The sequence below is a fragment of the Streptomyces sp. NPDC003042 genome, assembly GCF_053591315.1.
In genome coordinates this window covers 41,440-67,398 of record NZ_JBSFTP010000027.1, presented here as the reverse complement: position 1 = coordinate 67,398, position 25,959 = coordinate 41,440, and the positions used below count along the sequence as shown (strand labels likewise).

The following is a 25,959-nucleotide window of genomic DNA, read 5'->3' as shown; positions in this document are numbered from 1 at the left end:
GAGGCACCTCAGTGACAACCATCACCCCCGAACCGGGGAACCAGTCGGCCGCCGAAGCCCAGGGCGGGCCCTCGCTTCGCGGGCGGCCCGCCGCGCCCGGTACGCTCACCGCCGTGCCTCACGCTGATCAGCCCAGAACCGCCGAGAAAGACGCCCCGGCAGCGCCGCCGGGAGCGCCCAGGCCCCTGTCCGCCCGCCCGACCCCCCTGGGCGAGCTGGCCACCCTGCTGGGCCTCCCCGAGTCAGGCGCCACGCGGATCACCGGCATCACGCACGACTCCCGTGCCGTACGCCCCGGCGACCTGTACGCGGCCCTGCCCGGCGCCCGGATGCACGGCGCGGAGTTCGCCGCCCAGGCGGCCGCCCTCGGCGCCGCCGCCGTGCTGACCGACCCGGCGGGCGCCGAACTCGCCGCCGCGACCGGCCTGCCGGTGCTCACCGTCGACGACCCGCGCGGCCGGCTGGGAGAGCTGGCCGCCGAGATCTACGGCCGCCCGGGGAAGGCCCTGCTCCAGCTCGGCATCACCGGCACCTCCGGCAAGACCACCACCGCGTACCTCGTCGAAGGCGGGCTGCGCGCGGCGGGCCGCAGCACCGGACTCGTCGGCACCGTCGAGATGCGCATCGGCGACGAGCGCATCAAGTCCGAGCGCACCACCCCCGAGGCCACCGACCTCCAGGCCCTGTTCGCCGTCATGCGCGAACGCGGCGTCGAGGCCGTGGCGATGGAGGTGTCCAGCCACGCGCTGGTCCTGGGCCGGGTCGACGGCTGCGTCTTCGACGTCGCCGTCTTCAACAACCTCAGCCCGGAACACATGGAGTTCCACACCGGCATGGAGGACTACTTCCAGGCCAAGGCCCAGCTCTTCACCGAGCGCCGGGCCCGCCTCGGAGTGGTCAACATCGACGACGAGTACGGCCGCCGCCTCGCGAAGGAGGCGCCGATCCCGGTCATCACCTTCTCCGCCGCGGGCGATGCGGCCGCCGACTGGCATGCCGAGGACGTGGTCTTCGGAGCAGCGGACTCCACCCTGACCCTCGTCGGCCCGGAAGGACAGCGCGTACGGGCCACCGCCCCGCTGCCCGGCCCGTTCAACGTCGCCAACACCGTCGCCGCGATCGTCACGCTCGCCGCCGCCGGACTCGACCCGCAGACCGCCGCCGACGGCGTCGCCGCGGTCCCGGGAGTCCCCGGCCGGCTGGAGCGGGTGGACGCGGGACAGCCGTACCTGGCCGTCGTCGACTACGCCCACAAGACGGACGCCGTCGAATCGGTGCTGCGGGCGCTGCGCGAGGTCACCACGGGCAGGCTGCACGTCGTGCTCGGATGCGGCGGCGACCGCGACACCACCAAGCGCGGCCCGATGGGCGCCGCGGCCGCCCGGTACGCCGACGTGGCCGTCCTGACCTCCGACAACCCCCGCTCCGAGGACCCGCTCGCGATCCTCGCCGCGATGTTGGAAGGCGCCGTCTCCGTACCGCCCGCCGAGCGCGCCACCGTCCTCATCGACGCCGACCGGGCGGCGGCCATCGCCGCGGCCGTCGCGCGCGCCGAGCCCGGCGACACCGTGCTCGTCGCGGGCAAGGGCCACGAGCAGGGCCAGGAGACGGCCGGCGTCGTACGCCCCTTCGACGACCGCGCCGTGCTGCGCGCGGCGATCGAGACCCAGCAGCTCCGTGCCCGACAGGCCGAGGTGGACCAGTGATCGCCCTTTCCCTCGCCGAGATCGCCGACATCACCGGCGGGCGGCCCCACGACATACCGGACCCCTCGGTGCGGATCACCGGCCCCGTCGTCATCGACTCCCGCCAGGTTGAGGCCGGGAGCCTCTTCGCCGCCTTCGACGGCGAGCACGTGGACGGCCACGACTACGCCGAGCGCGCGGTCCTCGCCGGCGCCGCGGCCGTCCTCGCCGCCCGCCCCGTGGGAGTCCCGTCGATCGTCGTCCCCGACGTGGAGAAGGCGCTCGGCGCCCTCGCCCGCGCCGTCGTCGAGCGCCTCGGCACCGACGTGGTGGCCCTGACCGGCTCGGCCGGCAAGACCTCCACCAAGGACCTGATCGCCCAGGTGCTCCAGCACCACGCGCCCACCGTGTGGACGCCGGGCTCGCTCAACAACGAGATCGGCCTGCCGCTCACGGCCCTGAAGGCCACCGAGGAGACCCGGCACCTGGTGCTGGAGATGGGCGCCCGCGGTGTCGGCCACATCGCCTACCTCACCGGCCTGACCCCGCCGCGCATCGGCCTCGTCCTCAACGTCGGCACCGCCCACATCGGCGAGTTCGGCGGCCGCGAGCAGATCGCACAGGCCAAGGGGGAACTGGTCGAGGCCCTCCCGGGGGAGGCCGACGGCGGAGTCGCCGTACTCAACGCGGACGACCTCCTCGTACGCGCGATGGCCACCCGCACGAAGGCCCGTACGGTGCTCTTCGGCGAGGCCGCGGACGCCGACGTACGGGCCACCGAGGTGCGCATGACGCCCGCGGGACAGCCCTCCTTCACACTCCACACACCGACCGGGTGCGGTGATGTGACCTTGCGGCTGTACGGTGAGCACCACGTGTCGAACGCGCTCGCCGCGGCGGCCGTCGCCCATGTACTGGGCATGTCCGCCCAGGAGATCGCCTCCGCGCTCTCCGAGGCGGGCACGCTGTCCCGGTGGCGGATGGAGGTCACCGAGCGGGCGGACGGCGTCACGATCGTCAACGACGCCTACAACGCGAACCCCGAGTCCATGCGGGCCGCTCTGCGCGCACTCGCCGCGATGGGTGGCGCCGCCAGGGCGAACGGGGGACGTACGTGGGCAGTGCTCGGCCCCATGGCCGAACTCGGTGACGCATCGCTGGCCGAGCACGACGCGGTGGGACGGCTTGCCGTCCGGCTCAACGTGAGCAGGCTCGTCGCAGTCGGGGGCAGGGAAGCGTCCTGGCTGCAACTGGGCGCATATAACGAGGGTTCGTGGGGTGATGAGTCGGTGCTCGTGTCCGACGCACAGGCGGCGGTCGACCTGCTGCGCAGTGAACTGCGCCCGGGTGACGTCGTGCTGGTGAAGGCTTCCAGGTCGATCGGCCTGGAGCGGGTGGCGCTGGCGTTGCTGGAGCGCGAGGGCGAGGTCGCCGACCGATGAGGCAGATTCTGTTCGCCGGCGTCATCGGCCTGTTCCTTACGCTCATCGGTACCCCGCTGCTGATCAAGCTGCTGGCCCGCAAGGGCTACGGCCAGTTCATCCGCGACGACGGCCCGCGCGGCCACGCCGGGAAGAAGGGCACGCCCACCATGGGCGGCATCTCCTTCATCCTGGCGACGCTCATCGCGTACGCCCTGACGAAGGTGATCACCTCCAGCGAGCCGACCTTCTCGGGTCTGCTGGTCCTGTTCCTGATGGCCGGCATGGGCGTGGTCGGTTACCTCGACGACTACATCAAGATCGTCAAGCGGCGTTCGCTCGGCCTGCGGGCCAAGGCGAAGATGTCCGGCCAGCTGATCGTGGGCATCGCCTTCGCGGTGCTCGCGCTCCAGTTCAAGGACTCCCGCGGGCTCACCCCGGCCTCCACCAAGCTGTCGTTCGTCACGGACTTCGGCTGGTCGATCGGCCCAGTGCTGTTCGTGGTCTGGGCCCTGTTCATGATCCTGGCGATGTCCAACGGCGTGAACCTGACCGACGGTCTGGACGGCCTGGCCACCGGCGCCGCCGTGATGGTCTTCGGCGCCTACACCTTCATCGGCGTCTGGCAGTTCCAGGAGTCCTGCATCAACGCGCAGACCCTGACGAACCCCAACGCCTGCTTCGAGGTGCGCGACCCGCTGGACCTCGCGGTGGTCGCCTCCGCCCTGATGGGATCCTGCTTCGGCTTCCTGTGGTGGAACACCTCGCCCGCCAAGATCTTCATGGGCGACACCGGTTCGCTCGCGCTCGGCGGCGCGCTCGCGGGCCTCGCCATCTGCTCCCGTACGGAGCTCCTGATGGCCCTGCTCGGCGGCCTCTTCGTGCTCATCACGATGTCGGTCGTCATCCAGGTCGGCTCCTTCAAGATGACCGGCAAGCGCGTCTTCCGGATGGCTCCGCTCCAGCACCACTTCGAACTCAAGGGGTGGTCCGAAGTCCTTGTCGTGGTCCGCTTCTGGATCATCCAGGGCATGTGCGTGATCGTGGGTCTCGGTCTCTTCTACGCGGGATGGGCAGCCGACAAGTGACCTCCTGGCAGGGCAAGAACATCACCGTCGCCGGCCTCGGCGTGAGCGGCATCAGTGCCGCCCGCGCCCTGGCCGGCCTCGGCGCGCGGGTGACCGTCGTCGACAACGGAGACGGCGATGCGCACCGCGCGCGGGCCGCCGAACTCGCGGAGCAGGGCATCGAGGTCCGCCTCGGCCACCTGGAAGGCGGCGCCCCGGCGGGAGAGGTGCTGCCCGAGGGCACGGACCTCGTGGTCACCTCGCCGGGCTGGAAGCCCGACAGCCCGCTGTTCGAGGCCGCCGCCGCGGCGGGTGTGGACGTCGTGGGCGACGTCGAGATCGCCTGGCAGCTGCGCGGCCCCGACGCCGCGCCGTGGCTCGCGATCACCGGGACCAACGGCAAGACCACCACCACCCAGATGCTCGCGTCGATCCTGGAGGCCGCCGGCCTGCGGACCGCCGCCGTCGGCAACATCGGCACGCCGATCATCGACGTGGTGACCGGCGAGGAGAAGTACGACGTACTCGCCGTCGAACTCTCCAGCTACCAGCTGCACTGGGCGCCTTCGGTACGCGCCCACTCGGCGGTCGTGCTCAACCTGGCCCCGGACCACCTCGACTGGCACGGCTCCATGGAGGCCTACGCCGCCGACAAGGGCCGGATCTACGAGGGCAACACGGTCGCCTGCGTCTACAACGTGGCCGACCCGCAGACCGAGAAGCTCGTCGAGAACGCCGACGTCGAAGAGGGCTGCCGGGCGATCGGCTTCACCCTCGGTGCCCCCGGCCCCTCCATGCTCGGGGTGGTCGACGGCATCCTCGTGGACCGCGCCTTCGTGGAGAACCGGCAGAAGAACGCCCAGGAGCTCGCGCAGGTCGAGGACGTCAACCCGCCCGCCCCGCACAACATCGCCAACGCGCTCGCCGCGGCGGCCCTGGCCCGCGCCTTCGGCGTCGAGCCGCGCGCGGTCCGCGAGGGCCTGCGCGCCTTCCGCCCCGACGCGCACCGGGTCTCCTACGTCGACGAGGTCGGCGGGGTCAGGTACATCGACGATTCCAAGGCCACCAACACGCATGCCGCCGAGGCCTCCCTCGCGGCCTTCGAGCCGGTCGTCTGGATCGCCGGAGGCCTCGCCAAGGGCGCGACCTTCGACGAGCTCGTGCGCAAGTCGGCGAAGCGGCTGCGGGGCGTCGTACTGATCGGCGCCGACCGGGCGCTGATCGCCGAGGCGCTGGCGCGACACGCGCCCGAGGTCCCGGTCGTCGACCTCGACCGGACCGACACTGGGGCGATGCTCGCAGCGGTCCGGGAAGCGGCCCGGCTCGCCGAGCCCGGCGACACGGTCCTGCTGGCACCTGCCTGTGCCTCGATGGACATGTTCGCGAACTACAACAAGCGTGGGGACGCATTCGCCGACGCGGTGCGCGAACTGGCCGCCGGGAGCGCTGCCGACACGGCCTAGGCCGAGGGCTCCGGGACAGGTTCCCTCCGGCCGGCTGCTCGCCTCGTACGAGTGGAGGGGAAGATCACAGATGCCGGCCAAGCAGATGCTGCCGGGGCGGCGGCCGTCCGCCGTGAAGGCGCGGGGCCGGGGGCGCCCGGCGGCCAGCGCGAAGCGGCCCGCCCGGCGCGGGCCGGTGGAGCGGTTCCGGCGTACGCAGCGGCAGTTGCGCAAGGCCTGGGACCGGCCGCTCACCGCGTATTACCTGATTTTCGGCAGTTCCCTGCTCATCACCGTGCTCGGTCTGGTGATGGTCTACTCGGCGTCCATGATCAAGGCCCTCCAGCTGGGCCTGGGAGACGCGTACTTCTTCAAGAAGCAGTTCCTGGCCGCCCTCATCGGCGGCGTCCTGCTGCTGGCCGCCTCGCGCATGCCGGTCAAATTGCACCGTGCAATGTCGTACCCGGTACTCGCCGGAACCCTGTTTCTGATGGTCCTGGTCCAGATCCCCGGGATAGGGGTCTCGATCAACGGCAACCAGAATTGGATTTCCCTTGGCGGTCCGTTCATGCTCCAGCCCAGCGAGTTCGGCAAACTTGCGCTGATCCTGTGGGGCGCCGACCTGCTGGCCCGCAAGGGCGACAAGGGGCTGCTGAGCCAGTGGAAGCACCTCCTGGTGCCGCTGGTCCCGGTGGCCTTCCTGCTGCTCGGGCTGATCATGCTGGGCGGCGACATGGGCACCACGATGATCCTGGGGGCCATCCTGTTCGGCCTGCTGTGGCTCGCGGGCGCCCCCACGCGGCTGTTCGTGGGCGTGCTGGCCTTCGCGGGTGTGATCGTCGCACTGCTGATCAAGACCAGCCCGCACCGGATGGACCGGCTGGAGTGCCTCGGTGCGACAGAACCGGGCAAGAACGACCTTTGCTGGCAGGCCGTCCACGGGATCTACGCCCTCGCATCCGGTGGTTGGTTCGGTTCCGGGCTCGGTGCCAGTGTGGAAAAATGGGGGCAACTGCCCGAGGCCCACACGGACTTCATCTTTGCCATCACCGGTGAGGAACTGGGCCTGGCGGGGACGCTGTCGGTGCTCGCCCTCTTCGCGGCTCTAGGCTATGCGGGTATCCGCGTGGCCGGACGCACGGAGGACTCCTTCGTACGGTATGCCGCGGGAGGCGTGACCACGTGGATCACGGCCCAGGCCGTGATCAACATCGGTGCGGTGCTCGGTCTTCTGCCGATCGCCGGGGTCCCGCTCCCGCTGTTCTCCTACGGAGGCTCAGCCCTGCTGCCGACCATGTTCGCGGTCGGACTGCTCATCGCCTTCGCGCGGGAGGAGCCGGCGGCGCGTGCGGCGCTCGCGATGCGACAGCCGAGATCCGGCTGGAAGCGGAGCGGGCCGATATGGAAGTCGATGAGACGGCGCGTCAAGAAGCGTCCGTCCGGAGAGCGGTGAATTTCGGTGCATGTCGTACTCGCCGGTGGGGGGACCGCCGGCCACATTGAGCCGGCGCTCGCCCTCGCGGACGCCCTGCGCAGGCAGGACCCTTCTGTGGGCATCACCGCCCTCGGCACGGAACGCGGACTGGAGACCCGCCTTGTGCCGGAACGCGGTTACGAGCTGGGCTTGATCCCCGCCGTGCCGCTGCCCCGCAAGCCAACGCCCGAGCTGATCACCGTCCCGGGACGGCTGCGCGGCACGATCAAGGCCGCCGAGCAGATCCTGGAGCGCACCAAGGCCGACTGTGTCGTCGGCTTCGGCGGCTACGTGGCGCTGCCCGGCTACCTCGCCGCCAAGCGGCTCGGGGTGCCGATCATCGTCCACGAGGCCAACGCCCGGCCGGGACTGGCCAACAAGATCGGCTCCCGGTACGCGCACGCCGTCGCGGTCTCGACCCCCGACAGCAAGCTGCGCGGTGCCCGCTACGTGGGTATCCCGCTGCGCCGGTCGATCTCGACCCTGGACCGGGCCGCCGTCCGTCCCGAGGCGCGGGCCGCCTTCGGGCTGGACCCGAACCTGCCCACGCTGCTGGTCTCCGGCGGCTCCCAGGGAGCCCGCCGCCTCAACGAGGTGATCCAGCAGGTCGCGCCGGTCCTCCAGCGCTCCGGCATCCAGATCCTGCACGCGGTCGGGCCCAAGAACGAACTGCCGCGTGTCGACAACATGCCCGGGATGCCGCCCTATGTGCCGGTACCGTACGTGGACCGGATGGATCTCGCGTACGCCGCCGCCGACATGATGCTGTGCCGTGCGGGCGCGATGACCGTCGCCGAGCTCTCCGCCGTCGGACTGCCGGCCGCCTACGTACCGCTGCCGATCGGCAACGGCGAACAGCGGCTCAACGCCCAGCCGGTGGTCAAGGCGGGCGGCGGCCTGCTCGTGGACGACGCGGAACTGACGCCCGAGTGGGTGCTCGGCCAGGTCCTCCCGGTGCTGTCCGATCCGCACCGCCTCTACGAGATGTCCCGCGCCGCCGCCGAATTCGGCCGACGGGACGCCGACGACCTGCTCGTCGCGCTCGTCTACGAGGCGATCGCGGCACGCAGAGCCCGCTGAGGCGCAGAGCACTGACCCAGGAGGCACAGGAGTGGCCGGAGCGACGACCGCCCAGCGCGGCACACCCAAGCCGTCGAAGTCGTCGAAGAGATCCGGCCCGCGGGGCCCCGGTGGCGGAAGGACGCGCCGGGTCCTCGTGCTGGTCTGCCTCGCCGCCGCGGTGCTCCTCGCCGTCGGCGGCACCTGGGTGCTCTACGGCTCCTCCTGGCTCCGTGTCGAGAAGGTCACGGCCACCGGTACCGAGGTGCTCACCCCCGAGCAGGTCCTCTCCGCCGCGGCCGTGCCCCTCGGCGCCCCCCTGGCGGGCATCGACACCGACGAGATCGCCGTCCGGCTGCGCAGTCGGCTGCCCCGCATCGATTCGGTCGATGTGGTGCGGGCCTGGCCGCACGGAATCGGGCTGAAAGTGACGGAACGCAAGCCCGTCCTGCTCATCAAGAAGGACGCGGACTTCATCGAAGTGGACGCATCCGGTGTGCGATTCGACACGGTTCCGAAAGCACCGGCGGGTGTTCCGGTCCTCGAATTGGCCGCCGACCGCTCACCGAGCGCCCGCCGTTTCGACGAACAGCGGCTGTTGAACGAGGCCGTGCGCATCGCCGGAAGCCTTCCGGAGGCCGTCGCCAAGGAGACGGTGCAGGTCACGGTGCGCTCGTACGATTCGGTCGTACTCCAGCTCACCAAGGGGCGTACGGTCGCGTGGGGGAGCGGCGAGCTGGGCGATGCGAAGGGGCGGGCACTGACCGCTCTGCTCAAAGCCTCGCCCAAGGCCGCCCACTTCGACGTGAGCGTCCCCACGGCCCCGGCCGTGTCCGGGAGTTGACGCCTAGTCCAACGCCGACGCACCCTGGTTGGCCAGCGATACGGGTGATCACATAGGGTGAAAAGAAAAACGGGAGGTTCGGCGTGTTCGTTGAACACGCGCTACTTGTCGACTTAGTGTCCTGTTCGGAGAGTCCAAGGAACAGACACACCCTCACCCTAAACTTCAGGGTTAGGGTTCGGGTCGGCGCGTTCGGACCGTCCCACTTTCGGCATCAGTCGTCGCAACGCAGGCCCGCGAGGCGGCGACACGTAACTCGAGGCGAGAGGCCTTCGACGTGGCAGCACCGCAGAACTACCTCGCAGTCATCAAGGTCATCGGTGTCGGCGGCGGTGGTGTCAATGCCATCAACCGAATGATCGAGGTCGGTCTCAAGGGCGTCGAGTTCATCGCCATCAACACGGACGCCCAGGCGCTGTTGATGAGCGACGCCGACGTCAAGCTCGACGTCGGCCGTGAACTGACGCGCGGCCTCGGCGCCGGCGCCAACCCGGCCGTCGGCCGCAAGGCGGCAGAGGACCACCGCGAGGAGATCGAGGAGGTCCTCAAGGGGGCCGACATGGTCTTCGTCACCGCCGGTGAGGGCGGCGGCACCGGCACCGGCGGCGCACCCGTCGTCGCCAACATCGCGCGCTCGCTGGGCGCCCTGACGATCGGTGTGGTCACCCGGCCGTTCACCTTCGAGGGCCGCCGCCGCGCGAACCAGGCGGAGGACGGCATCGCCGAGCTCCGCGAAGAGGTCGACACCCTCATCGTCATCCCCAACGACCGCCTGCTGTCCATCTCGGACCGCCAGGTGAGCGTGCTCGACGCCTTCAAGTCGGCCGACCAGGTCCTGCTCTCCGGCGTCCAGGGCATCACCGATCTCATCACCACCCCGGGTCTGATCAACCTCGACTTCGCCGACGTCAAGTCCGTGATGTCCGAGGCGGGCTCGGCCCTCATGGGGATCGGCTCGGCCCGCGGCGACGACCGCGCGGTGGCCGCCGCCGAGATGGCGATCTCCTCGCCGCTGCTGGAGGCGTCCATCGACGGCGCCCGCGGCGTGCTGCTCTCCATCTCCGGTGGCTCGGACCTCGGTCTCTTCGAGATCAACGAGGCCGCGCAGCTGGTGAGCGAGGCCGCGCACCCCGAGGCGAACATCATCTTCGGTGCCGTCATCGACGACGCGCTCGGCGACGAGGTACGCGTCACCGTGATCGCCGCCGGGTTCGACGGCGGACAGCCCCCGGCCCGCCGGGACAACGTCATCGGCGCCGCGTCCACCAAGCGCGAGGAGCCGGCCCCGACGCCGGTCCGCGCCGCGGAGCCGGTCCGTCCGGCCTTCGGCGGACTCGGTACGGTCACCCCGCGTGAGGACCCCCCGGCGCCGGTCGAGATCCCGGTCGAGGCCGCGGCCCCCGCGCCGCAGGTCCCGACGGCCCGGCCGTACCAGGACAGCCCGGCCGAAGAGCTGGATGTCCCGGACTTCTTGAAGTGACGCTGGAACAGCATCACGAGAACGGCGCCCACTTCGCCTTCACCGACCGGTGGGGCGGAGTGAGCGCCGTTCCGTACGAGGAGCTCAATCTCGGCGGCGCGGTCGGAGACGACCCGGCCGCCGTTCGCGCGAACCGGGCGGCGGCGGCCGACAGGCTGGGCATCGATCCGGACCTGGTGGTCTGGATGAACCAGGTGCACGGGCGGGACGTGGCGGTGGTGGACGGCCCCTGGGCCGCCGGCGAGGCCGAAGGAAACCAGCGGAGTCCCGCGGTGGACGCGGTGGTGACCGCCCGTCGGGGGCCGGCCCTCGCCGTGCTCACCGCCGACTGCACGCCCGTCCTGCTCGCCGACCCCGTCGCCGGGATCGCGGGCGCCGCCCACGCCGGGCGGCCCGGACTGGTCGCCGGGGTGGTGCCCGCCGCGGTCGAGGCGATGGTGGCCCTCGGCGCCGACCCCGGGCGCATGATCGCCCGTACCGGACCCGCCGTCTGCGGTCGCTGCTACGAAGTGCCCGCCGAGATGCGGGAGGCGGTCGCCGCGGTGGTGCCGGCCGCGTGGGCCGAGACGAGCTGGGGCACACCGGCCGTGGACGTGGTCGCCGGAGTGCACGCGCAGTTGGCGCGGGCGGGGGTGGCGTACAGGCACCGTTCGCCGGTCTGCACACTGGAGTCGCGGGACCACTTCTCGTACCGCCGCGACCGGGTGACCGGGCGGCTCGCCGGATATGTGTGGTTGGAACGGATTCATGACAGACCGTAAGTCGGAGATCGCCGAGAACCTCGCGCGGGTGGAGGAACGTATCTTGTCCGCCTGCGCGTCCGCGGGACGCGAGCGGGACGAGGTGACCCTCATCGTGGTCACCAAGACCTATCCGGCGAGCGACGTACGACTGCTGGCGGACCTGGGTGTCCGTCATGTAGCGGAAAACCGCGACCAGGACGCCGCCCCCAAGGCCGCCGCCTGCGCGGATCTGCCGCTCAGCTGGCATTTCGTCGGCCAGTTGCAGACGAACAAAGTCCGTTCCGTGGCGGGATACGCGCATGTGGTGCAGTCCGTCGACCGGCCGAAGCTCGTCACGGCGCTCTCGGCGGCGGCGGAGAGTCACGGCCGGGAACTCGGCTGCCTGGTGCAGATCGCCCTCGACGCCGAGTCGGGGGAGCGCGGGGCCCGGGGCGGAGCCGCGCCCGACCTGCTGCCGGAGTTGGCCGACCTCGTGGCCGGCGCGCCCGGACTGAGGATCGACGGTCTCATGACCGTGGCCCCGTTGTCCGGGCCGTACGCGGGACGCGAACAGGCTGCCTTCGAGCGGATGATGGAATTGTCGTCCAGCCTGCGCGGGAACCATCCGGCTGCCACGATGGTGTCGGCCGGAATGAGCGCGGACCTGGAACAGGCCGTGCGGGCGGGTGCGACACATGTACGCGTCGGCACTGCGGTACTCGGCGCGAGACCCCGGCTCGGGTAACGTCGCGAAGAAAGTCGGACCACAGCAGAAAATATGGTCATTTCCGCAGATGAGCGGACAGACCAAGTGGATCGCGGGCAGTTGGTGACTTTGGTGACACAGCGACTTCGCTGGCACGGCGACACCTGCGACAGGGCGATCCACCACAGAGCGGAGGACTCGGAGAATGGCCGGCGCGATGCGCAAGATGGCGGTCTACCTCGGCCTCGTGGAGGACGACCGGTACGACAGCCCGGGGTACGACCCCGATGACGAGTTCGAACCCGAGCCCGAGCCGGAGCGTGCCCGGGACCGCCGGCAACAGCCCGTGCACCAACCGCCCGTAACGGACGAACCGGTACGAGCCGTACAGCCCCCGGCGCAGCGGGAGCCCCTCCCAATTCCGGTTGAAAACGGACGTCCAGCGCGAATCGCCCCCGTGGCGTCCATCACACCTGACCGCACCAACCTGGAGAAGAACGCCCCCGTGATCATGCCCAAGGTCGTCTCCGAGCGGGAGCCGTACCGCATCACGACGCTGCACCCCCGGACCTACAACGAGGCCCGTACCATCGGGGAACACTTCCGTGAGGGCACTCCGGTGATCATGAATCTCACGGAGATGGACGACACGGACGCGAAGCGTCTGGTCGACTTCGCCGCCGGCCTCGTGTTCGGCCTGCACGGCAGCATTGAACGCGTGACACAGAAGGTGTTCCTGCTGTCGCCTGCTAACGTCGATGTCACGGCGGAGGACAAGGCCCGCATCGCGGAGGGCGGGTTCTTCAACCAAAGCTAGACCGATCCGTCAGATACGGGACCGGGAACAGAGCGGAAGCAGGGGAGAGGGAAGCGCGGGATGGGCGTCGCACTGCAAGTGGTCTACATCGCGCTGATGTGCTTCCTCATCGTGCTGATCTTCCGACTGGTCATGGACTACGTGTTCCAGTTCGCACGTTCATGGACGCCCGGCAAGGCGATGGTGGTCGTTCTGGAGGCCACCTACACTGTCACCGATCCACCGCTCAAGCTTCTCCGGCGATTCATTCCGCCGTTGCGTCTCGGGGGCGTGGCACTCGACCTGTCCTTCTTCGTTCTGATGATCATCGTTTACATCCTCATCAGTTTCGTGAGCACCGCTGCGAGAAGCGTGTGAACGATGTGCTTCCCCGCAGGCGCGGGGACAGTCCCGATACGGTCTTGCCGACTGCCGACGACTACGTAGAGGTGAAGAAGACATGCCGCTGACCCCTGAGGACGTGCGGAACAAGCAGTTCACGACCGTCCGCCTCCGAGAAGGCTATGACGAGGACGAGGTCGATGCCTTCCTCGACGAGGTCGAGTCGGAGCTGACGCGCCTGCTGCGCGAGAACGAGGACCTGCGCGCCAAGCTGGCTGCCGCCACGCGCGCCGCCGCGCAGAACCAGCAGCAGCAGGGCATGCGCAAGCCGGAACCCCAGGACCAGCGCGGCCCCGGCGCCCCCGTGCCCGCGGCCATATCCGGCCCGCCGCAGCAGCAGCAGCAGATGGGGCCCCCGCAGCTGCCGGGCGGCCAGCCCCAGCTGCCGCCGGGTCCCGGTGGACACGGACAGCAGGGTCCGGGCCAGATGGGCAACCACCCCATGCAGCAGCAGCAGTCCATGGGCGGCCAGCACCCGATGCAGCAGCAGATGGGCCAGCAGCCCATGCAGCAGCAGTCGATGGGCGGCCAGAACCAGCTCGGCCAGCCGATGGGCCAGCCGATGGGCCAGCAGATGCAGCCGATGGGGCAGCAGATGCAGCCCATGGGCCAGCAGATGCACCAGCAGCAGCAGCCTCCGCAGCTCCCGCAGCAGGGCCCCGGTGGCGACAGCGCCGCCCGTGTCCTCTCGCTCGCGCAGCAGACCGCCGACCAGGCGATCGCGGAGGCCCGCTCCGAGGCCAACAAGATCGTCGGCGAGGCCCGTTCGCGCGCCGAAGGCCTGGAGCGGGACGCCCGTGCCAAGGCCGACGCGCTGGAGCGGGACGCGCAGGAGAAGCACCGCGTCGCGATGGGCTCCCTGGAGTCCGCCCGCGCCACGCTGGAGCGCAAGGTCGAGGACCTGCGGGGCTTCGAGCGTGAGTACCGCACGCGCCTGAAGTCCTACCTGGAGTCGCAGCTGCGTCAGCTGGAGACCCAGGCCGACGACTCCCTGGCCCCGCCGCGCGGCCCGGCCGGTCCCGCGCTGCCGCCCTCGCCGTCGCCGTCCATGGCTCCGGCCGGAGCGATGGGCCACTCCATGGGCGGCCCGTCCCCCATGGGCGGTCCCTCCCCGATGAACGCCGGCCCGTCCTACGGCGGCCAGCAGCAGATGTCCCCGGCGATGACGCAGCCGATGGCTCCGGTGCGGCCGGTTGCTCCGCAGCCGATGCAGCAGGCGCCGTCTCCCATGCGGGGCTTTCTGATCGACGAGGACGACAACTAGGCGCCGCCGCCGCGCCGTCGGCAGTCGCTTCACGGGCCGGGCCCGGGTTCCTTTCGGAACCCGGGCCCGGCCCGTTCGCGTCTGCCGCTCCGGGCAGAGCCCGGCTGGGGGTCCCCCCGGACGGAGTCTGGGGGATGGGGAAAGGGCGGGGCGGGGAGAGACAGCTGTGGCCCGGACCCCTTTCGCGGGGGGCCGGGCCACAGGCCGGGGCTACGCCTTGCGGAGGCGGAAGGTCAGGGACAGGGACTCGTCCGTGAACTCGGGGCCGTACGAGGGGTCGGCCTCGCCGGACGCGAAGTCCGTGGCCAGGACCTCGTCCGCGATCAGGGCCGCGTGGTCCGTCAGGGCCGTGACCACCTCCGGGGACCCGGAGGTCCAGCGGAGGGCGATCCGGTCCGCCACGTCGAGGCCGGAGTTCTTCCGGGCCTCCTGGATCAGGCGGATCGCGTCACGGGCCAGGCCCGCGAGCCGCAGCTCCGGGGTGATCTCCAGGTCGAGGGCGACCGTGGCGCCGGAGTCGGAGGCCACCGACCAGCCCTCGCGGGGGGTCTCCGTGATGATGACCTCTTCCGGGGTGAGGGTGACCGGCTCGCCGTTCACCTCCACCGAGGCCTCACCCGAGCGCAGGGCCAGGGACAGGGCCGCCGCATCGGCCGCGGCCACGGCCTTCGCCACGTCCTGGACACCCTTGCCGAAGCGCTTGCCCAGCGCACGGAAGTTCGCCTTCGCCGTGGTGTCCACCAGGGACCCGCCGACCTCCGAGAGGGAGGCCAGGGAGGAGACGTTCAGCTCCTCCGTGATCTGGGACCGCAGCTCGGGGGAGAGGGAGTCGAAGCCGGTGACCCCGACCAGCGCGCGCGACAGCGGCTGGCGCGTCTTGACGCCCGACTCCGCGCGGGTCGCGCGGCCCAGCTCCACGAGGCGGCGTACGAGCTGCATCTGCTGGGAGAGGGTGCGGTCGATGGCGGGGGTGTCCGCGACCGGCCACGTCGAGAGGTGCACCGACTCCGGGGCCTCGGGGGTCACCGGGACGATCATGTCCTGCCAGACCCGCTCCGTGATGAAGGGGGTCAGCGGGGCCATCAGCCGGGTGACCGTTTCGACGACCTCGTGCAGGGTGCGCAGCGCCGCCTTGTCGCCCTGCCAGAAGCGGCGGCGCGAACGGCGCACGTACCAGTTGGAGAGGTCGTCCACGAAGGAGGAGAGGAGCTTGCCGGCGCGCTGGGTGTCGTACGCCTCCATCGCTTCCGTGACCTCGGAGGTCAGGGCGTGGAGTTCGGAGAGCAGCCAGCGGTCGAGGACCGTGCGGTCCGCCGGGGCCGGATCGGCCGCGGACGGCGCCCAGTTCGACGTACGGGCGTACAGCGCCTGGAAGGCGACCGTGTTCCAGTACGTGAGGAGGGTCTTGCGGACGACCTCCTGGATCGTGCCGTGGCCCACGCGGCGCGCCGCCCACGGGGAGCCGCCGGCCGCCATGAACCAGCGCACCGCGTCCGCGCCGTGCTGGTCCATCAGCGGGATCGGCTGGAGGGTGTTGCCCAGGTGCTTGGACATCTTGCGGCCGTCCTCGGCGAGGATGTGGCCCAGGCAGACCACGTTCTCGTAGGACGACTTGTCGAAGACGAGCGTGCCGACCGCCATCAGCGTGTAGAACCAGCCGCGCGTCTGGTCGATGGCCTCCGAGATGAACTGCGCCGGATAGCGCTTCTCGAAGATCTCCTTGTTCTTGTGCGGGTAGCCCCACTGCGCGAACGGCATCGAACCCGAGTCGTACCAGGCGTCGATGACCTCCGGCACGCGGACCGAGGTCAGCGAGCAGCCCTCGTGCGTGCAGGTGAAGGTGACGTCGTCGATGTACGGGCGGTGCGGGTCCAGGGCGGACTGGTCCGTGCCGGACAGCTCGCTCAGCTCGGCGCGCGAGCCGACGCACGTGAGGTGGTTCTCCTCGCAGCGCCAGATGGGCAGCGGGGTGCCCCAGTAGCGGTTGCGCGACAGCGCCCAGTCGATGTTGTTGTTCAGCCAGTCGCCGAAGCGGCCCTGCTTGACCGACTCCGGGAACCAGTTGGTCTTCTCGTTCTCCCGCAGCATCGCGTCCTTGACGGCGGTGGTGCGGATGTACCAGGACGGCTGCGCGTAGTAGAGCAGCGCGGTGTGGCAGCGCCAGCAGTGCGGGTAGCTGTGCTCGTAGGCGATGTGCTTGAAGAGCAGGCCGCGCGCGTCGAGGTCGGCGGTCAGCTTCTCGTCGGCCTTCTTGAAGAAGACGCCGCCGACCAGCGGGACCTCCTCCTCGAAGGTGCCGTCGGGGCGGACCGGGTTCACGACCGGCAGGCCGTACGCGCGGCAGACCGCGAGGTCGTCGGCACCGAAGGCGGGGGACTGGTGGACCAGACCGGTGCCGTCCTCGGTCGTGACGTACTCGGCGTTGACGACGTAGTGGGCCTCGGCCGGGAATTCCACCAGGGAGAACGGGCGCTCGTACGTCCAGCGCTCCATGTCCTTGCCCGTGAAGGACTCGCCGGTGGCCTCCCAGCCCTCGCCCAGGGCCTTCGCCAGGAGGGGTTCGGCGACGACCAGCTGCTCGCTGCCGTTCGTCGCGACGACGTACGTGACGTCCGGGTGCGCGGCGACGGCGGTGTTGGAGACCAGGGTCCAGGGGGTGGTCGTCCAGACCAGCAGCGCGGCCTGGCCGGCGAGGGGGCCGGAGGTCAGCGGGAAGCGGACGAAGACCGAGGGGTCGACGACCGTCTCGTAGCCCTGCGCCAGCTCGTGGTCCGACAGGCCGGTGCCGCAGCGCGGGCACCAGGGGGCGACGCGGTGGTCCTGGGTGAGCAGACCCTTGTTGAAGATCTCCTTCAGCGACCACCACACGGACTCGACGTACTCGGGGTCCATGGTCCGGTAGGCGTCGTCCAGGTCGACCCAGTAGCCCATCCGGGTCGTGAGGTCGGCGAACGCGTCGGTGTGGCGGGTCACGGACTCGCGGCACTTGGCGTTGAACTCGGCGATGCCGTACGCCTCGATGTCCTGCTTGCCGTTGAAGCCGAGTTCCTTCTCGACGGCGAGCTCGACGGGCAGGCCGTGGCAGTCCCAGCCGGCCTTGCGGGCCACGTGGTAGCCGCGCATGGTGCGGAACCGCGGGAAGACGTCCTTGAAGACGCGGGCCTCGATGTGGTGCGCGCCGGGCATGCCGTTCGCGGTGGGCGGGCCCTCGTAGAAGACCCACTCGGGGCGGCCCTCGGACTGCTCCAGGGTCTTGGCGAAGGTCTTGCTCTCGCGCCAGAAGTCGAGGACCGCGTGCTCGAGGGCAGGCAGGTCGACCTGGGCGGGTACCGGGCGGTACTGCGGCGGTGTGGTCATGAGGCTGAACTCTTCCTCCGGCGGGGTGTCACTTCCGTCCGGAGGGACGAGAACCTGCGGCTCCCGCGGTACCACCCTCCTTGGCCTCCGGACAGGTCCGGTGGCCCCCTCATTGGGGTGCGAAGCCGGTTCTACTCGCCGTACGGGGACCCGTACGCGCTTTCTTCCGGCGGCTCCGGGGTGATCCTTCGCATCGCGCTCGCCCCCGGGCTCTCACCGTCCCCGGGTCGCTCCTGGCTGCGTCCGACGCTACTCGTCCCCATCCATGCCTCTCGCTGGGCCCCAGTGTACGGGCCGGGGTCGCGGTCGGCAGACCGGTTTACGCCGCCCGGCGGCGGGGCGCGGAGCGGGTGGCGGTATGACCCGAATGGGCCGACGGGCGGCTCCGGGGTCCACTGGGGCGCGAGTGGCGGATTACCGGGCTTCCCGCTGGGCACAACGGATGCAGGTTGACCTCGCTGGACGCGTGCCCCGTTGCCGCGGGGACGGCGCCGATTTATCGTTCCGGCACGGTTCACGAACAAGATCACAGTATGTGAAAAGGGGCCGCGGCCATGGTGGCGAAGAAGACGGCGACGCGGGAGGTGGACGCTGTGAAAGGCTCCCCGCCCGCCGCCGAGCGGGCTGCTCCGGCCAAGAAGGCGGCTGCGAAGAAGACCCCTGCGAAGAAGACCCCTGCGGAGACGGCCCGGACTCCGGCGAAAAAGGCGACACCGGCGAAGACGACCACCGCGAAGAAGGCCACGGCCACCGACGCACCGGCCAAGAAGACCGCGCCCGCCGCGAAACGGGCCGCGCCGGCGAAGAAGACGGCCGGGACGGCGAAGGCGGCGGGGAAGAGCACCACGAGCAAGGTCACGGCCAAGGCGGCCGCGGTCGAGGGGGCGGCCCCGGCCGCACAGAAGACGGGAGCTCGGAAAGTGGTTGCGAAGAAGACTGCGGGTACGGCCAGGAAGACGGCCGCGGCCGCCACCAGCGGGCTGCCCAAGGCCAGGGTCATGGCCGCCACCGCGCCCGGAGAACTCGCCGTACGCCCCGGGGAGGACCCGTGGACCCCCGAGGAGGCCGAGGAGGCCCGTAAGGAGCTGACGTCGGAGATCCAGAGGCTGCGCAGCGAGCTGGACGCCTCCGAGGTGGCCATCTCCGACCTGATGCGGGACTCGGGCGACGGCGCGGGCGACGACCAGGCCGACACCGGCACCAAGAACATCACCCGGGAGTCCGAACTGGCGCTCGCCGCGAACGCCAGCTCGATGCTGGAGCAGACCGAGCGGGCCCTCGAACGGCTGGAGGCGGGCACGTACGGCCTCTGCGAGAACTGCGGGCAGCCGATCGGCAAGGCACGGATGCAGGCCTTCCCGAGGGCCACGCTGTGCGTGGACTGCAAGCAGAAGCAGGAGCGACGGCACTAGCCAGACGGCACTAGTCAGGACGGGCGTACCCTGACGTACCCTCGTGTCACGTCAGGGTTGGAGCTAGTTCGAGGGACTCACGTGGCAGAGGCGGAGCGCATCATCGGTACGCCGGAGGTCGGGGACGACGCGGAGTCACAGCCGGTGTCGGAGCCGGATCCGGCCGCGACCAAGGGGCACCGGCGGATCACCGCGCTGATCGTCGTGGCGGTGCTGGCGTACCTGCTCGACCTCGGCAGCAAGATGCTGGTCGTGGCGAAGCTGGAGCACCAGCCGCCGATCGAGATCATCGGTGAAGTGCTGCGGTTCGAGGCGATCCGCAATCCGGGGGCCGCGTTCGGCTTCGGCGAGGCCTTCACGATCATCTTCACCTGCATCGCGGCCACCGTGATCGTGGTGATCGCGCGGCTGGCCCGCAAGCTGTACAGCCTGCCGTGGGCGATCGCCCTGGGCCTGCTGCTGGGCGGTGCGCTGGGCAATCTCACCGACCGGATCTTCCGTTCGCCGGGCGTGTTCCGGGGCGCTGTCGTCGACTTCATCGCACCCGCCCATTTCGCCGTGTTCAACCTGGCGGACTCGGCGATCGTGTGCGGCGGGATCCTGATCGTGCTGCTGTCGTTCAAGGGTCTGGACCCGGACGGCACCGTCCACAAGGACTGATCGCGGGACTGCTCGTCTGCTGAGTCCTGCATACTCGACAGGTGAGTACGATTCCCGAGATCCGAACCCTGCCCGTTCCCGATGGCCTCGAGGGCGAGCGCGTCGACGCCGCCATCGCCCGTATGTTCGGTTTTTCCCGGACGAAGGCGGCCGATCTGGCCGCCGAGGGGAAGGTGTCGGTCGACGGCAGCGTCGTCGGGAAGTCCGAGCGCGTGCACGGCGGCGCCTGGCTCGAAGTCGAGATGCCCGCCCCGCCCCGGCCGGTCGAGATCGTCGCCGAGCCCGTCCCCGGCATGGAGATCGTCCATGACGACGACGACATCGTCGTCATCATGAAGCCGGTCGGTGTCGCCGCCCACCCGAGCCCCGGCTGGACCGGTACCACCGTCATCGGCGGCCTCGCCGCCGCCGGCTACCGGATCTCCACCTCCGGAGCGTCCGAGCGCCAGGGCATCGTGCACCGCCTCGACGTCGGCACGTCCGGCCTGATGGCCGTGGCCAAGTCCGAGCGCGCGTACACCTCGCTCAAGAACCAGTTCCGCGAGCGGATCGTGGACAAGCGCTACCACGCGCTCGTGCAGGGTCACCCCGACCCGATGAGCGGCACGATCGACGCGCCGATCGGCCGCCACCCGAGCGCGGACTACAAGTGGGCCGTGACCCAGGAGGGCAAGCCCTCCGTCACCCACTACGACCTGATCGAGGCCTTCCGCTCCGCCTCGCTGCTGGACATCAAGCTGGAGACCGGCCGTACGCACCAGATCCGCGTGCACATGGCCGCGCACCGGCACCCCTGCGTCGGCGACCTCACCTACGGCGCCGACCCGACCGTGGCCAAGCGCCTGGGCCTGGCCCGGCAGTGGCTGCACGCGGTCCGGCTCGGTTTCGAGCACCCGTCCGACGGGCAGTGGGTCGAGTTCGAGAGCGGCTACCCGGCGGACCTGCAGAACGCGCTGGATGTGATCCGGGCCGAGAGCCAGTGACCGGGGCCGTCGCCACGGTCCGGGTCGCGGCCACGGAAGCCGACCTGGCGGCGTGCTACGCCGTACGGCGCGAGGTCTTCGTCGTCGAGCAGTCCGTGCCCGAGTCGATCGAGTACGACACGTACGACGCGATCGCGGTGCACCTGCTGGCCACCGGGCCGGACGGGGAGCCGCTGGGCACCGGACGGCTGCTGCACGGGGCCGAGGCCCTGGGCAAGACCGGATCGCTGGAGGTCGGCTCGCTCGGGCGGCTGGCCGTACGCAAGACCGCGCGGGGGCTCGGGGTCGGCGTGGCCCTGGTCCGTGCCGTTGAGGCGGAGGCGGGGCGGTTGGGGCTGGCCGCCGTTGATCTGGGAGCGCAGACCCATGCGCTCCGCTTCTATGAGCGGCTGGGGTACGTGGCTTACGGGCCGGAGTTCGAGGACGCGGGCATCCCGCACCGGGCGATGCGGCGTCCCCTGCCGTAGCCCTGGCCGGGCGGGGGCGGTACCGGGCCGCGCCGTTGCCGGGCGGGGGGCGGTAACGTGCCGCGCCGTTGCCGGGGGCGCTGCCCCCGGACCCCCGCGCCTCAATCGCCGGCGGGGCTGAAAAGACCCTGGGCGGCGGGGCGGGGCGGGGTGGTTGGGGGGCAGGGGGCTGCGAGGGTAGGCGAGTGGATCAGCTTGCTCTGCTGTTCGTGCTGCTGCTCGGGGCCGTCGTCAGCGTGCCGCTCGGGGACCGGCTCGGGTTGCCCTCGCCCGTGCTGATGACCCTCGGCGGGATCGTGCTGGCGTTGGTGCCGGCCGTGCCCAATGTGGACATCCCGCCCGAGTACATCCTGCCGCTCGTGCTGCCGCCGTTGCTCTACGCCTCCGTGCAGCGCACCTCCTGGCGGCAGTTCGCCGCCAATGTGCGGCCGATCCTGCTGCTGGCCGTGGCGCTGGTCTTCGTGACCACCGCCGCCGTGGCCGCCGTCGCGCACGCCGTCGTGCCCGGTGTGCCCATCGCCGCCGCCGTCGCGCTCGGCGCGCTCGTCGCCCCGCCCGACCCCGTCGCGGCCACCGCTGTCGCCGGGTCGCTCGGCCTGCCGCGCAGGATGGTGTCGATCCTGGAGGGCGAGGGGCTGTTCAACGACGTCACCGCCATCGTGCTGTACCACGTGGCCGTGGCCGCCGCCGTGAGCGGCACCTTCTCCTGGCCGGACGCGCTCGGGGAGTTCATCCTGTCCGCCGTGGTCGCGCTGGCCGTCGGCCTGGCGCTGGGATGGGCCACGAACCGGCTGATGGGCCGGCTCGGCGATGCCACGCTGCAGATCGGGCTGACGCTGCTCGTGCCGTTCGTGGCGTACGTGGCGGCGGAGGAGCTGTCGGGCTCGGGGGTGCTGGCCGTGCTGACCACGGCCCTGTTCCTCGCCGAGTACGCGACGGACGCGGACGACGTGCTGGGGCGGCTGGCCGGGCACACGTTCTGGGAAGTCGTCGACATGCTGGTCACGGGGGTGGCGTTCGGGCTGATCGGGCTCGAGCTGCACAACGTCTTCGGCGTCGCGCGGGGCCGGGAGGCGGAGATGGCCGGCTGGGCGGCGGCCGTGATCGCGGTGGTGGTCGGCGTACGGCTGCTCTGGCTGCTGCCCGCGGGCTGGCTGGCGAAACGGCTGCACGGCCGGCGCGACTACGACGAGGAGATCCCGCTGAGCTGGCGGGAGAGCGTGGTGATGTGGTGGGCCGGGATGCGGGGGGTCGCCTCGGTGGCGCTTGCTCTGGCGATCCCGCTGCGGACGGATGCCGGTGAGCCCTTTCCGGGGCGGGACGAGATCGTCTTCATCGCCTTCGCGGTGATCATGGCGACCCTGGTGTGCCAGGGGCTCACGCTGCCGTGGCTGGTGCGCAGGCTGGGGGTGGAGGCGGATCCGGACGCCGGCCGGGAGACCGAGCGGCGCCTCGCGATCCGCGCCGCCAAGGCCGCGAAGCGGCGGCTGAAGGAGATCGAGGAGGTCGAGGACCTGCCGGAGGATCTGGTGGAGACCTTGTACCGGCGCGCTTACGACGTGGGAGCCCGCATCAGCCCCGACATGGTCGACGAGGAACGGCGCGAGGCGTACACGCAGCGGATCCAGCGGATCCGGGACGTCCAGCGGATCCAGCGGGAGATGATGTCCGCCGCCCGCCACGAGGTACTGGCCGCCCGCAGCGAACCGGGCGCGGATCCGGAGATCGTGGACCGCGTACTGCGCCACCTGGACGTCCGCAGCCTGCGCAACCCGTAGGCCGGACGGAGTCCGTGGGGGAGGGACCGCGCAACCCGTAGGCGTCAGGTCGTACGTGCCCGGCGGGACTCGGCCCGGCGGGCGAAGGCGCGGAGCAGGCGGACGTACGGGGACCAGCGGGCCGGGGGGCGGGGCGGGGCGGACGCGCAGGCGAGGGCGGCGCGGTCGAGGCTGTCCTCCAGCAGGGCGTCGTGCAGGGGGCGCCAGAGCAGCGGCCAGGTCAGGCGGGCGAGGCCGCCGGTCCGCATGGCCAGGGTGTGCCGCAGTACGGTCTGTTCCTCGCCCACGGGCAGCACGGCGAACTCGTGGAAGCCGTCGAAGCCGCGCGGCCCGGTGAAGGCCAGGCGGACCCAGGTGCCCGGCACGTACGCGGCGACCGTGTAGCGGACCGGGCCGTGGCCGCCCACCGCGCCCGTCGTCAGGGGGCGGTCGAAGGTCATCGCCGGCCAGGCCGGGTGCGGCCACAGCCGGTCGGCCGCTCCGTCGGACAGGCTGTCGACGAGGGCGCCCACCGCGCTCGCCTCGGCGGCCAGCAGGCGTTCGTGCACGTTGTAGACCGGCATGGGTCCCTCCCGGAGGTGTCGGAGACCAGTATTGGAGACTGCTCTCTACTCATCTGGAGGGTACTCTCTGATTCATGGCGCGACCACCCCGCTTCGACACCGGCCGGATCCTCGACGCCGCCGTCCTCCTCGCCGCCGCCGGAGGGCCGGCCGCGGTGAGCATGTCCGCCGTCGCGCAGGCCGTCGGCGCGCCGAGCGGGTCCATGTACCACCGTTTTTCCGGCCGTCCGGCGCTGCTCGCCGAGGTGTGGCTGCGGACCGTCGAGGGCTTTCAGGAGGGGTACTTCGCCGCGCTCGACAGCGACCCCGACCCCCGCCGCGCCGCGCGCGCGGCCGCCCGGCACGTCGTGTCCTGGAGCCGGGCCCATCCGCGGGAGGCAGCGCTCCTGCTCTACGGAGCCGAGGAGTTCCGCCGCGCCGACTGGTCCGAGGAGCACCGGGAGCGGGCGGATCTGGGCAACCGGCGGCTGTACGAGGCGCTCGGCGCTCTCGGGGAAATCCTCGGCGCGACCGGGCCCGAAGGCCGGGACCGCATCACCCTGGCCCTGATCGACCTGCCGCTCTCGGTGGTCCGCCGCCCGCTGCGGGCCGGCCGGCAGCTGCCCCCGTACGCCGAGGACCTCGCCGAGGAGTCGGCCGCCACGCTGCTGAGCACCCCTTAGGCCCGCGGGGCGGCCTCGGCCGTGATGATGTGGGGGAGGGCGTACGGGTGGTGGGCGGTCAGCCAGGTGATCAGCTGTTCGCGGACCGCGCAGCGCAGGTTCCACACGTCGTCGGCGTCCTTCGCCGTGACCACCGCGCGGACCTGGATGGTGTGCGGGGTGGTGTCGGTGACGGCGAGGCCGCTCGCCCGGCCGTCCCACTCGGGGAGGTCCTTGAGGATCTCCGCCAGCTTCTCCCGCATCAGGGCGACCGGCGCCGAGTGGTCCAGGTGCCAGAAGACCGTGCCCGTCATCTCGGCGCCCCCGCGCGACCAGTTCTCGTAGGGCTTGCTCGTGAAGTACGAGACCGGCATCGTGATCCGGCGTTCGTCCCAGGTGCGGACGGTCAGGAAGGTGAGGGTGATCTCCTCGACCTTGCCCCACTCCTTGTCCACGACCACGGTGTCCCCGATGCGCACGGTGTCACCGAAGGCGATCTGCAGTCCGGCGAAGAGGTTGCCGAGGGCGGCCTGCGCGGCGATGCCCGCCACGATGCCGAGGATTCCGGCCGAGGCCAGCATCGAGGTGCCGACCGTCCGCATCGCGGGGAACGTGAGCAGCATGGCGGCGACGGCGACCACCACGACCACGGCCGTGACCACCCGCTGGATCAGCGTGACCTGGGTGCGGACCCGGCGGACCCGGGCGTCGTCCGGCGAGCCGGCCGCGTAGCGCGCGTACGTCGTATCGACGATCGCGGTCGCGACGGCGACCAGGAGCCAGGCGGCCGAGGCGATCAGCACCAGCGTCAGGGCGCGGCCCACGCCGACGGTGTGGTCGGGCAGGATGCGCGCCGGCCGGTACGAGCTCTGGAGCAGGGCCGTGCCCAGGACGAGCCGGAAGGGCAGGCCGCAGCGGCGCAGCAGACCCCACAGCGGGGTCTCGGTGTGGCGGGCGTCCGCCTGGCGCAGCAGCAGGTCGAGCAGCCATCCGGCGAGCAGGGTCAGGACCAGTACGGCGCCGACGACCACGACGGGACGTAGGACGTTCTCCATTTCCATGCCTGTGAACGTAACCGCGGGGCGCCTTCGGAAACGGGCACTGGCACGATGGGAGTCATGAACATCATGCTCTTCCATTCGACGTACGGGCTGAGGCCCGCAGTGCACGCGGCGGCCGACCGGCTGCGCGCGGCCGGGCACGAGGTCCACGTGCCGGACCTCTTCGAGGGCCGTACGTTCGCGACGGTGGAGGAGGGGCTGGCCCACCAGGGCGAGACCGGTCGGGACGAGCTGCTCAAGCGTGCGGTGCTGGCCTCGGCGCCCTACTCCGACCAGGGTCTGGTCTACGCCGGCTTCTCCTTCGGCGGTTCCCTCGCCCAGCACCTGGCGCTGGCCGACGACAAGGCGCGCGGGCTGCTGCTCCTGCACGGTACGGCGGACCTGGAGGAGGACGCCACGGCCGACGGGCTGCCGGTGCAGCTGCACGTCGCGGACCCGGACCCCTTCGAGCCGCATGACTGGCTGACCGCCTGGTACCTGCGGATGCGGCGGGCGGGGGCGGACGTCGAAGTCCACACCTACCCGGGTGCCGGGCACCTGTTCACGGACCCAGACCTCGACGACTACGACGCGCAGGCCGCCGAGGAGGCCTGGACGGCCGCCATCGGCTTCCTCGACACCCTGTAGGCCTCAGGGGTACGTGTACGGGTACGGGCCCGGTCCGGCGCACGCGCG

The 25,959-nt window shown here is 71.1% G+C and carries 24 protein-coding genes; 20 read left to right on the top strand and 4 right to left on the bottom strand.

All coding sequences use genetic code 11. From position 1 onward, the window contains the following. The first annotated feature begins 11 nt into the window (after positions 1-11). The 13 genes from ACWDYJ_RS16290 to ACWDYJ_RS16230 all read left to right on the top strand — a co-directional run bounded on the left by ACWDYJ_RS16290 (position 12) and on the right by ACWDYJ_RS16230 (position 14,362). Positions 12-1,706 (top strand): UDP-N-acetylmuramoyl-L-alanyl-D-glutamate--2,6-diaminopimelate ligase, encoded by a 1,695-nt coding sequence (locus tag ACWDYJ_RS16290; RefSeq protein WP_451566196.1) that lies wholly within the window; start codon positions 12-14, stop codon positions 1,704-1,706. Further along, on the top strand, positions 1,703-3,127 hold the full coding sequence (locus ACWDYJ_RS16285; RefSeq protein ID WP_451566195.1) for a UDP-N-acetylmuramoyl-tripeptide--D-alanyl-D-alanine ligase: 1,425 nt from the start codon (positions 1,703-1,705) through the stop codon (positions 3,125-3,127). Before ACWDYJ_RS16290 ends, ACWDYJ_RS16285 begins: the two co-directional genes overlap by 4 nt. Next, a complete protein-coding gene (gene mraY, locus ACWDYJ_RS16280) occupies positions 3,124-4,194 on the top strand; it encodes a phospho-N-acetylmuramoyl-pentapeptide-transferase (protein WP_451566194.1) in 1,071 nt (356 codons plus the stop codon). Before ACWDYJ_RS16285 ends, mraY begins: the two co-directional genes overlap by 4 nt. Then, complete coding sequence (gene murD, locus ACWDYJ_RS16275) at positions 4,176-5,636, top strand: UDP-N-acetylmuramoyl-L-alanine--D-glutamate ligase (RefSeq protein WP_451566193.1); 1,461 nt, start codon at positions 4,176-4,178, stop codon at positions 5,634-5,636. Before mraY ends, murD begins: the two co-directional genes overlap by 19 nt. A 70-nt stretch (positions 5,637-5,706) precedes the next feature. Further along, positions 5,707-7,068, top strand: coding sequence for a putative lipid II flippase FtsW (gene ftsW / locus ACWDYJ_RS16270; RefSeq protein ID WP_451566192.1), 1,362 nt, complete (start codon positions 5,707-5,709; stop codon positions 7,066-7,068). A gap of 6 nt (positions 7,069-7,074) precedes the next feature. Then, complete coding sequence (gene murG, locus ACWDYJ_RS16265; RefSeq protein ID WP_451566191.1) at positions 7,075-8,169, top strand: undecaprenyldiphospho-muramoylpentapeptide beta-N-acetylglucosaminyltransferase; 1,095 nt, start codon at positions 7,075-7,077, stop codon at positions 8,167-8,169. A gap of 31 nt (positions 8,170-8,200) precedes the next feature. Beyond that, the gene (locus ACWDYJ_RS16260) at positions 8,201-8,992 is read left to right on the top strand and encodes a cell division protein FtsQ/DivIB (RefSeq protein WP_451566190.1); all 792 of its coding nucleotides are present in this window, start codon (positions 8,201-8,203) and stop codon (positions 8,990-8,992) included. A gap of 277 nt (positions 8,993-9,269) precedes the next feature. Further along, the gene (gene ftsZ, locus ACWDYJ_RS16255) at positions 9,270-10,472 is read left to right on the top strand and encodes a cell division protein FtsZ (protein ID WP_451566189.1); all 1,203 of its coding nucleotides are present in this window, start codon (positions 9,270-9,272) and stop codon (positions 10,470-10,472) included. Further along, a complete protein-coding gene (gene pgeF / locus ACWDYJ_RS16250; RefSeq protein ID WP_451566188.1) occupies positions 10,469-11,233 on the top strand; it encodes a peptidoglycan editing factor PgeF in 765 nt (254 codons plus the stop codon). Before ftsZ ends, pgeF begins: the two co-directional genes overlap by 4 nt. Continuing rightward, positions 11,220-11,939 (top strand): YggS family pyridoxal phosphate-dependent enzyme, encoded by a 720-nt coding sequence (locus ACWDYJ_RS16245; RefSeq protein WP_451566187.1) that lies wholly within the window; start codon positions 11,220-11,222, stop codon positions 11,937-11,939. Before pgeF ends, ACWDYJ_RS16245 begins: the two co-directional genes overlap by 14 nt. Positions 11,940-12,105: 166 nt before the next feature. Beyond that, positions 12,106-12,717, top strand: coding sequence for a cell division protein SepF (locus tag ACWDYJ_RS16240; protein ID WP_451566186.1), 612 nt, complete (start codon positions 12,106-12,108; stop codon positions 12,715-12,717). 60 nt (positions 12,718-12,777) lie between these two features. Then, complete coding sequence (locus ACWDYJ_RS16235; RefSeq protein ID WP_030155988.1) at positions 12,778-13,074, top strand: YggT family protein; 297 nt, start codon at positions 12,778-12,780, stop codon at positions 13,072-13,074. Between the two features lie 82 nt (positions 13,075-13,156). Further along, a complete protein-coding gene (locus ACWDYJ_RS16230; protein WP_451566185.1) occupies positions 13,157-14,362 on the top strand; it encodes a DivIVA domain-containing protein in 1,206 nt (401 codons plus the stop codon). A gap of 210 nt (positions 14,363-14,572) precedes the next feature. Here the strand turns inward: ACWDYJ_RS16230 and ileS are convergent, their stop codons facing one another. Together ileS and ACWDYJ_RS16220 are read right to left on the bottom strand one after the other, a co-directional pair. Then, entirely contained in the window at positions 14,573-17,719 is a 3,147-nt protein-coding gene (ileS, locus tag ACWDYJ_RS16225; RefSeq protein WP_451566184.1) for an isoleucine--tRNA ligase, read from the bottom strand. Positions 17,720-18,245: 526 nt separating this feature from the next. Beyond that, positions 18,246-18,719, bottom strand: coding sequence for a hypothetical protein (locus ACWDYJ_RS16220; RefSeq protein WP_451566183.1), 474 nt, complete (start codon positions 18,717-18,719; stop codon positions 18,246-18,248). Here ACWDYJ_RS16220 and ACWDYJ_RS16215 point away from each other — a divergent pair. The 5 genes from ACWDYJ_RS16215 to ACWDYJ_RS16195 all read left to right on the top strand — a co-directional run bounded on the left by ACWDYJ_RS16215 (position 18,718) and on the right by ACWDYJ_RS16195 (position 23,019). Then, on the top strand, positions 18,718-19,131 hold the full coding sequence (locus tag ACWDYJ_RS16215; protein ID WP_451566182.1) for a TraR/DksA family transcriptional regulator: 414 nt from the start codon (positions 18,718-18,720) through the stop codon (positions 19,129-19,131). The two genes, ACWDYJ_RS16220 and ACWDYJ_RS16215, sit on opposite strands and share 2 nt — an antisense overlap. A gap of 81 nt (positions 19,132-19,212) precedes the next feature. Further along, a complete protein-coding gene (gene lspA, locus ACWDYJ_RS16210; RefSeq protein WP_451566181.1) occupies positions 19,213-19,791 on the top strand; it encodes a signal peptidase II in 579 nt (192 codons plus the stop codon). Between the two features lie 41 nt (positions 19,792-19,832). Continuing rightward, positions 19,833-20,774 carry an RluA family pseudouridine synthase gene (locus ACWDYJ_RS16205; RefSeq protein ID WP_451566180.1) on the top strand — a complete coding sequence of 314 codons (942 nt, stop codon included), beginning with the start codon at positions 19,833-19,835 and terminating at the stop codon, positions 20,772-20,774. Continuing rightward, entirely contained in the window at positions 20,771-21,241 is a 471-nt protein-coding gene (locus ACWDYJ_RS16200) for a GNAT family N-acetyltransferase (RefSeq protein WP_451566179.1), read from the top strand. The genes ACWDYJ_RS16205 and ACWDYJ_RS16200 overlap by 4 nt, the downstream gene beginning before the upstream one ends. Before the next feature lie 185 nt (positions 21,242-21,426). Further along, on the top strand, positions 21,427-23,019 hold the full coding sequence (locus ACWDYJ_RS16195) for a Na+/H+ antiporter (RefSeq protein WP_451566178.1): 1,593 nt from the start codon (positions 21,427-21,429) through the stop codon (positions 23,017-23,019). 44 nt (positions 23,020-23,063) lie between these two features. Here ACWDYJ_RS16195 and ACWDYJ_RS16190 read toward each other — a convergent pair whose 3' ends face one another. Then, positions 23,064-23,582 carry an SRPBCC family protein gene (locus tag ACWDYJ_RS16190; protein WP_451566177.1) on the bottom strand — a complete coding sequence of 173 codons (519 nt, stop codon included), beginning with the start codon at positions 23,580-23,582 and terminating at the stop codon, positions 23,064-23,066. A gap of 74 nt (positions 23,583-23,656) precedes the next feature. Between ACWDYJ_RS16190 and ACWDYJ_RS16185 the strand changes: the two genes are divergently transcribed. Beyond that, the gene (locus ACWDYJ_RS16185; protein ID WP_451566176.1) at positions 23,657-24,244 is read left to right on the top strand and encodes a TetR family transcriptional regulator; all 588 of its coding nucleotides are present in this window, start codon (positions 23,657-23,659) and stop codon (positions 24,242-24,244) included. Here ACWDYJ_RS16185 and ACWDYJ_RS16180 read toward each other — a convergent pair. Then, positions 24,241-25,278, bottom strand: a complete 1,038-nt coding sequence (locus tag ACWDYJ_RS16180; protein ID WP_451566204.1) for a mechanosensitive ion channel family protein — start codon at positions 25,276-25,278, stop codon at positions 24,241-24,243. The two genes, ACWDYJ_RS16185 and ACWDYJ_RS16180, sit on opposite strands and share 4 nt — an antisense overlap. Before the next feature lie 54 nt (positions 25,279-25,332). On the opposite strand from ACWDYJ_RS16180, the gene ACWDYJ_RS16175 reads away from it, so the two are divergent. Beyond that, positions 25,333-25,911 carry a dienelactone hydrolase family protein gene (locus tag ACWDYJ_RS16175; protein WP_451566175.1) on the top strand — a complete coding sequence of 193 codons (579 nt, stop codon included), beginning with the start codon at positions 25,333-25,335 and terminating at the stop codon, positions 25,909-25,911. Positions 25,912-25,959 lie beyond the last annotated feature (48 nt).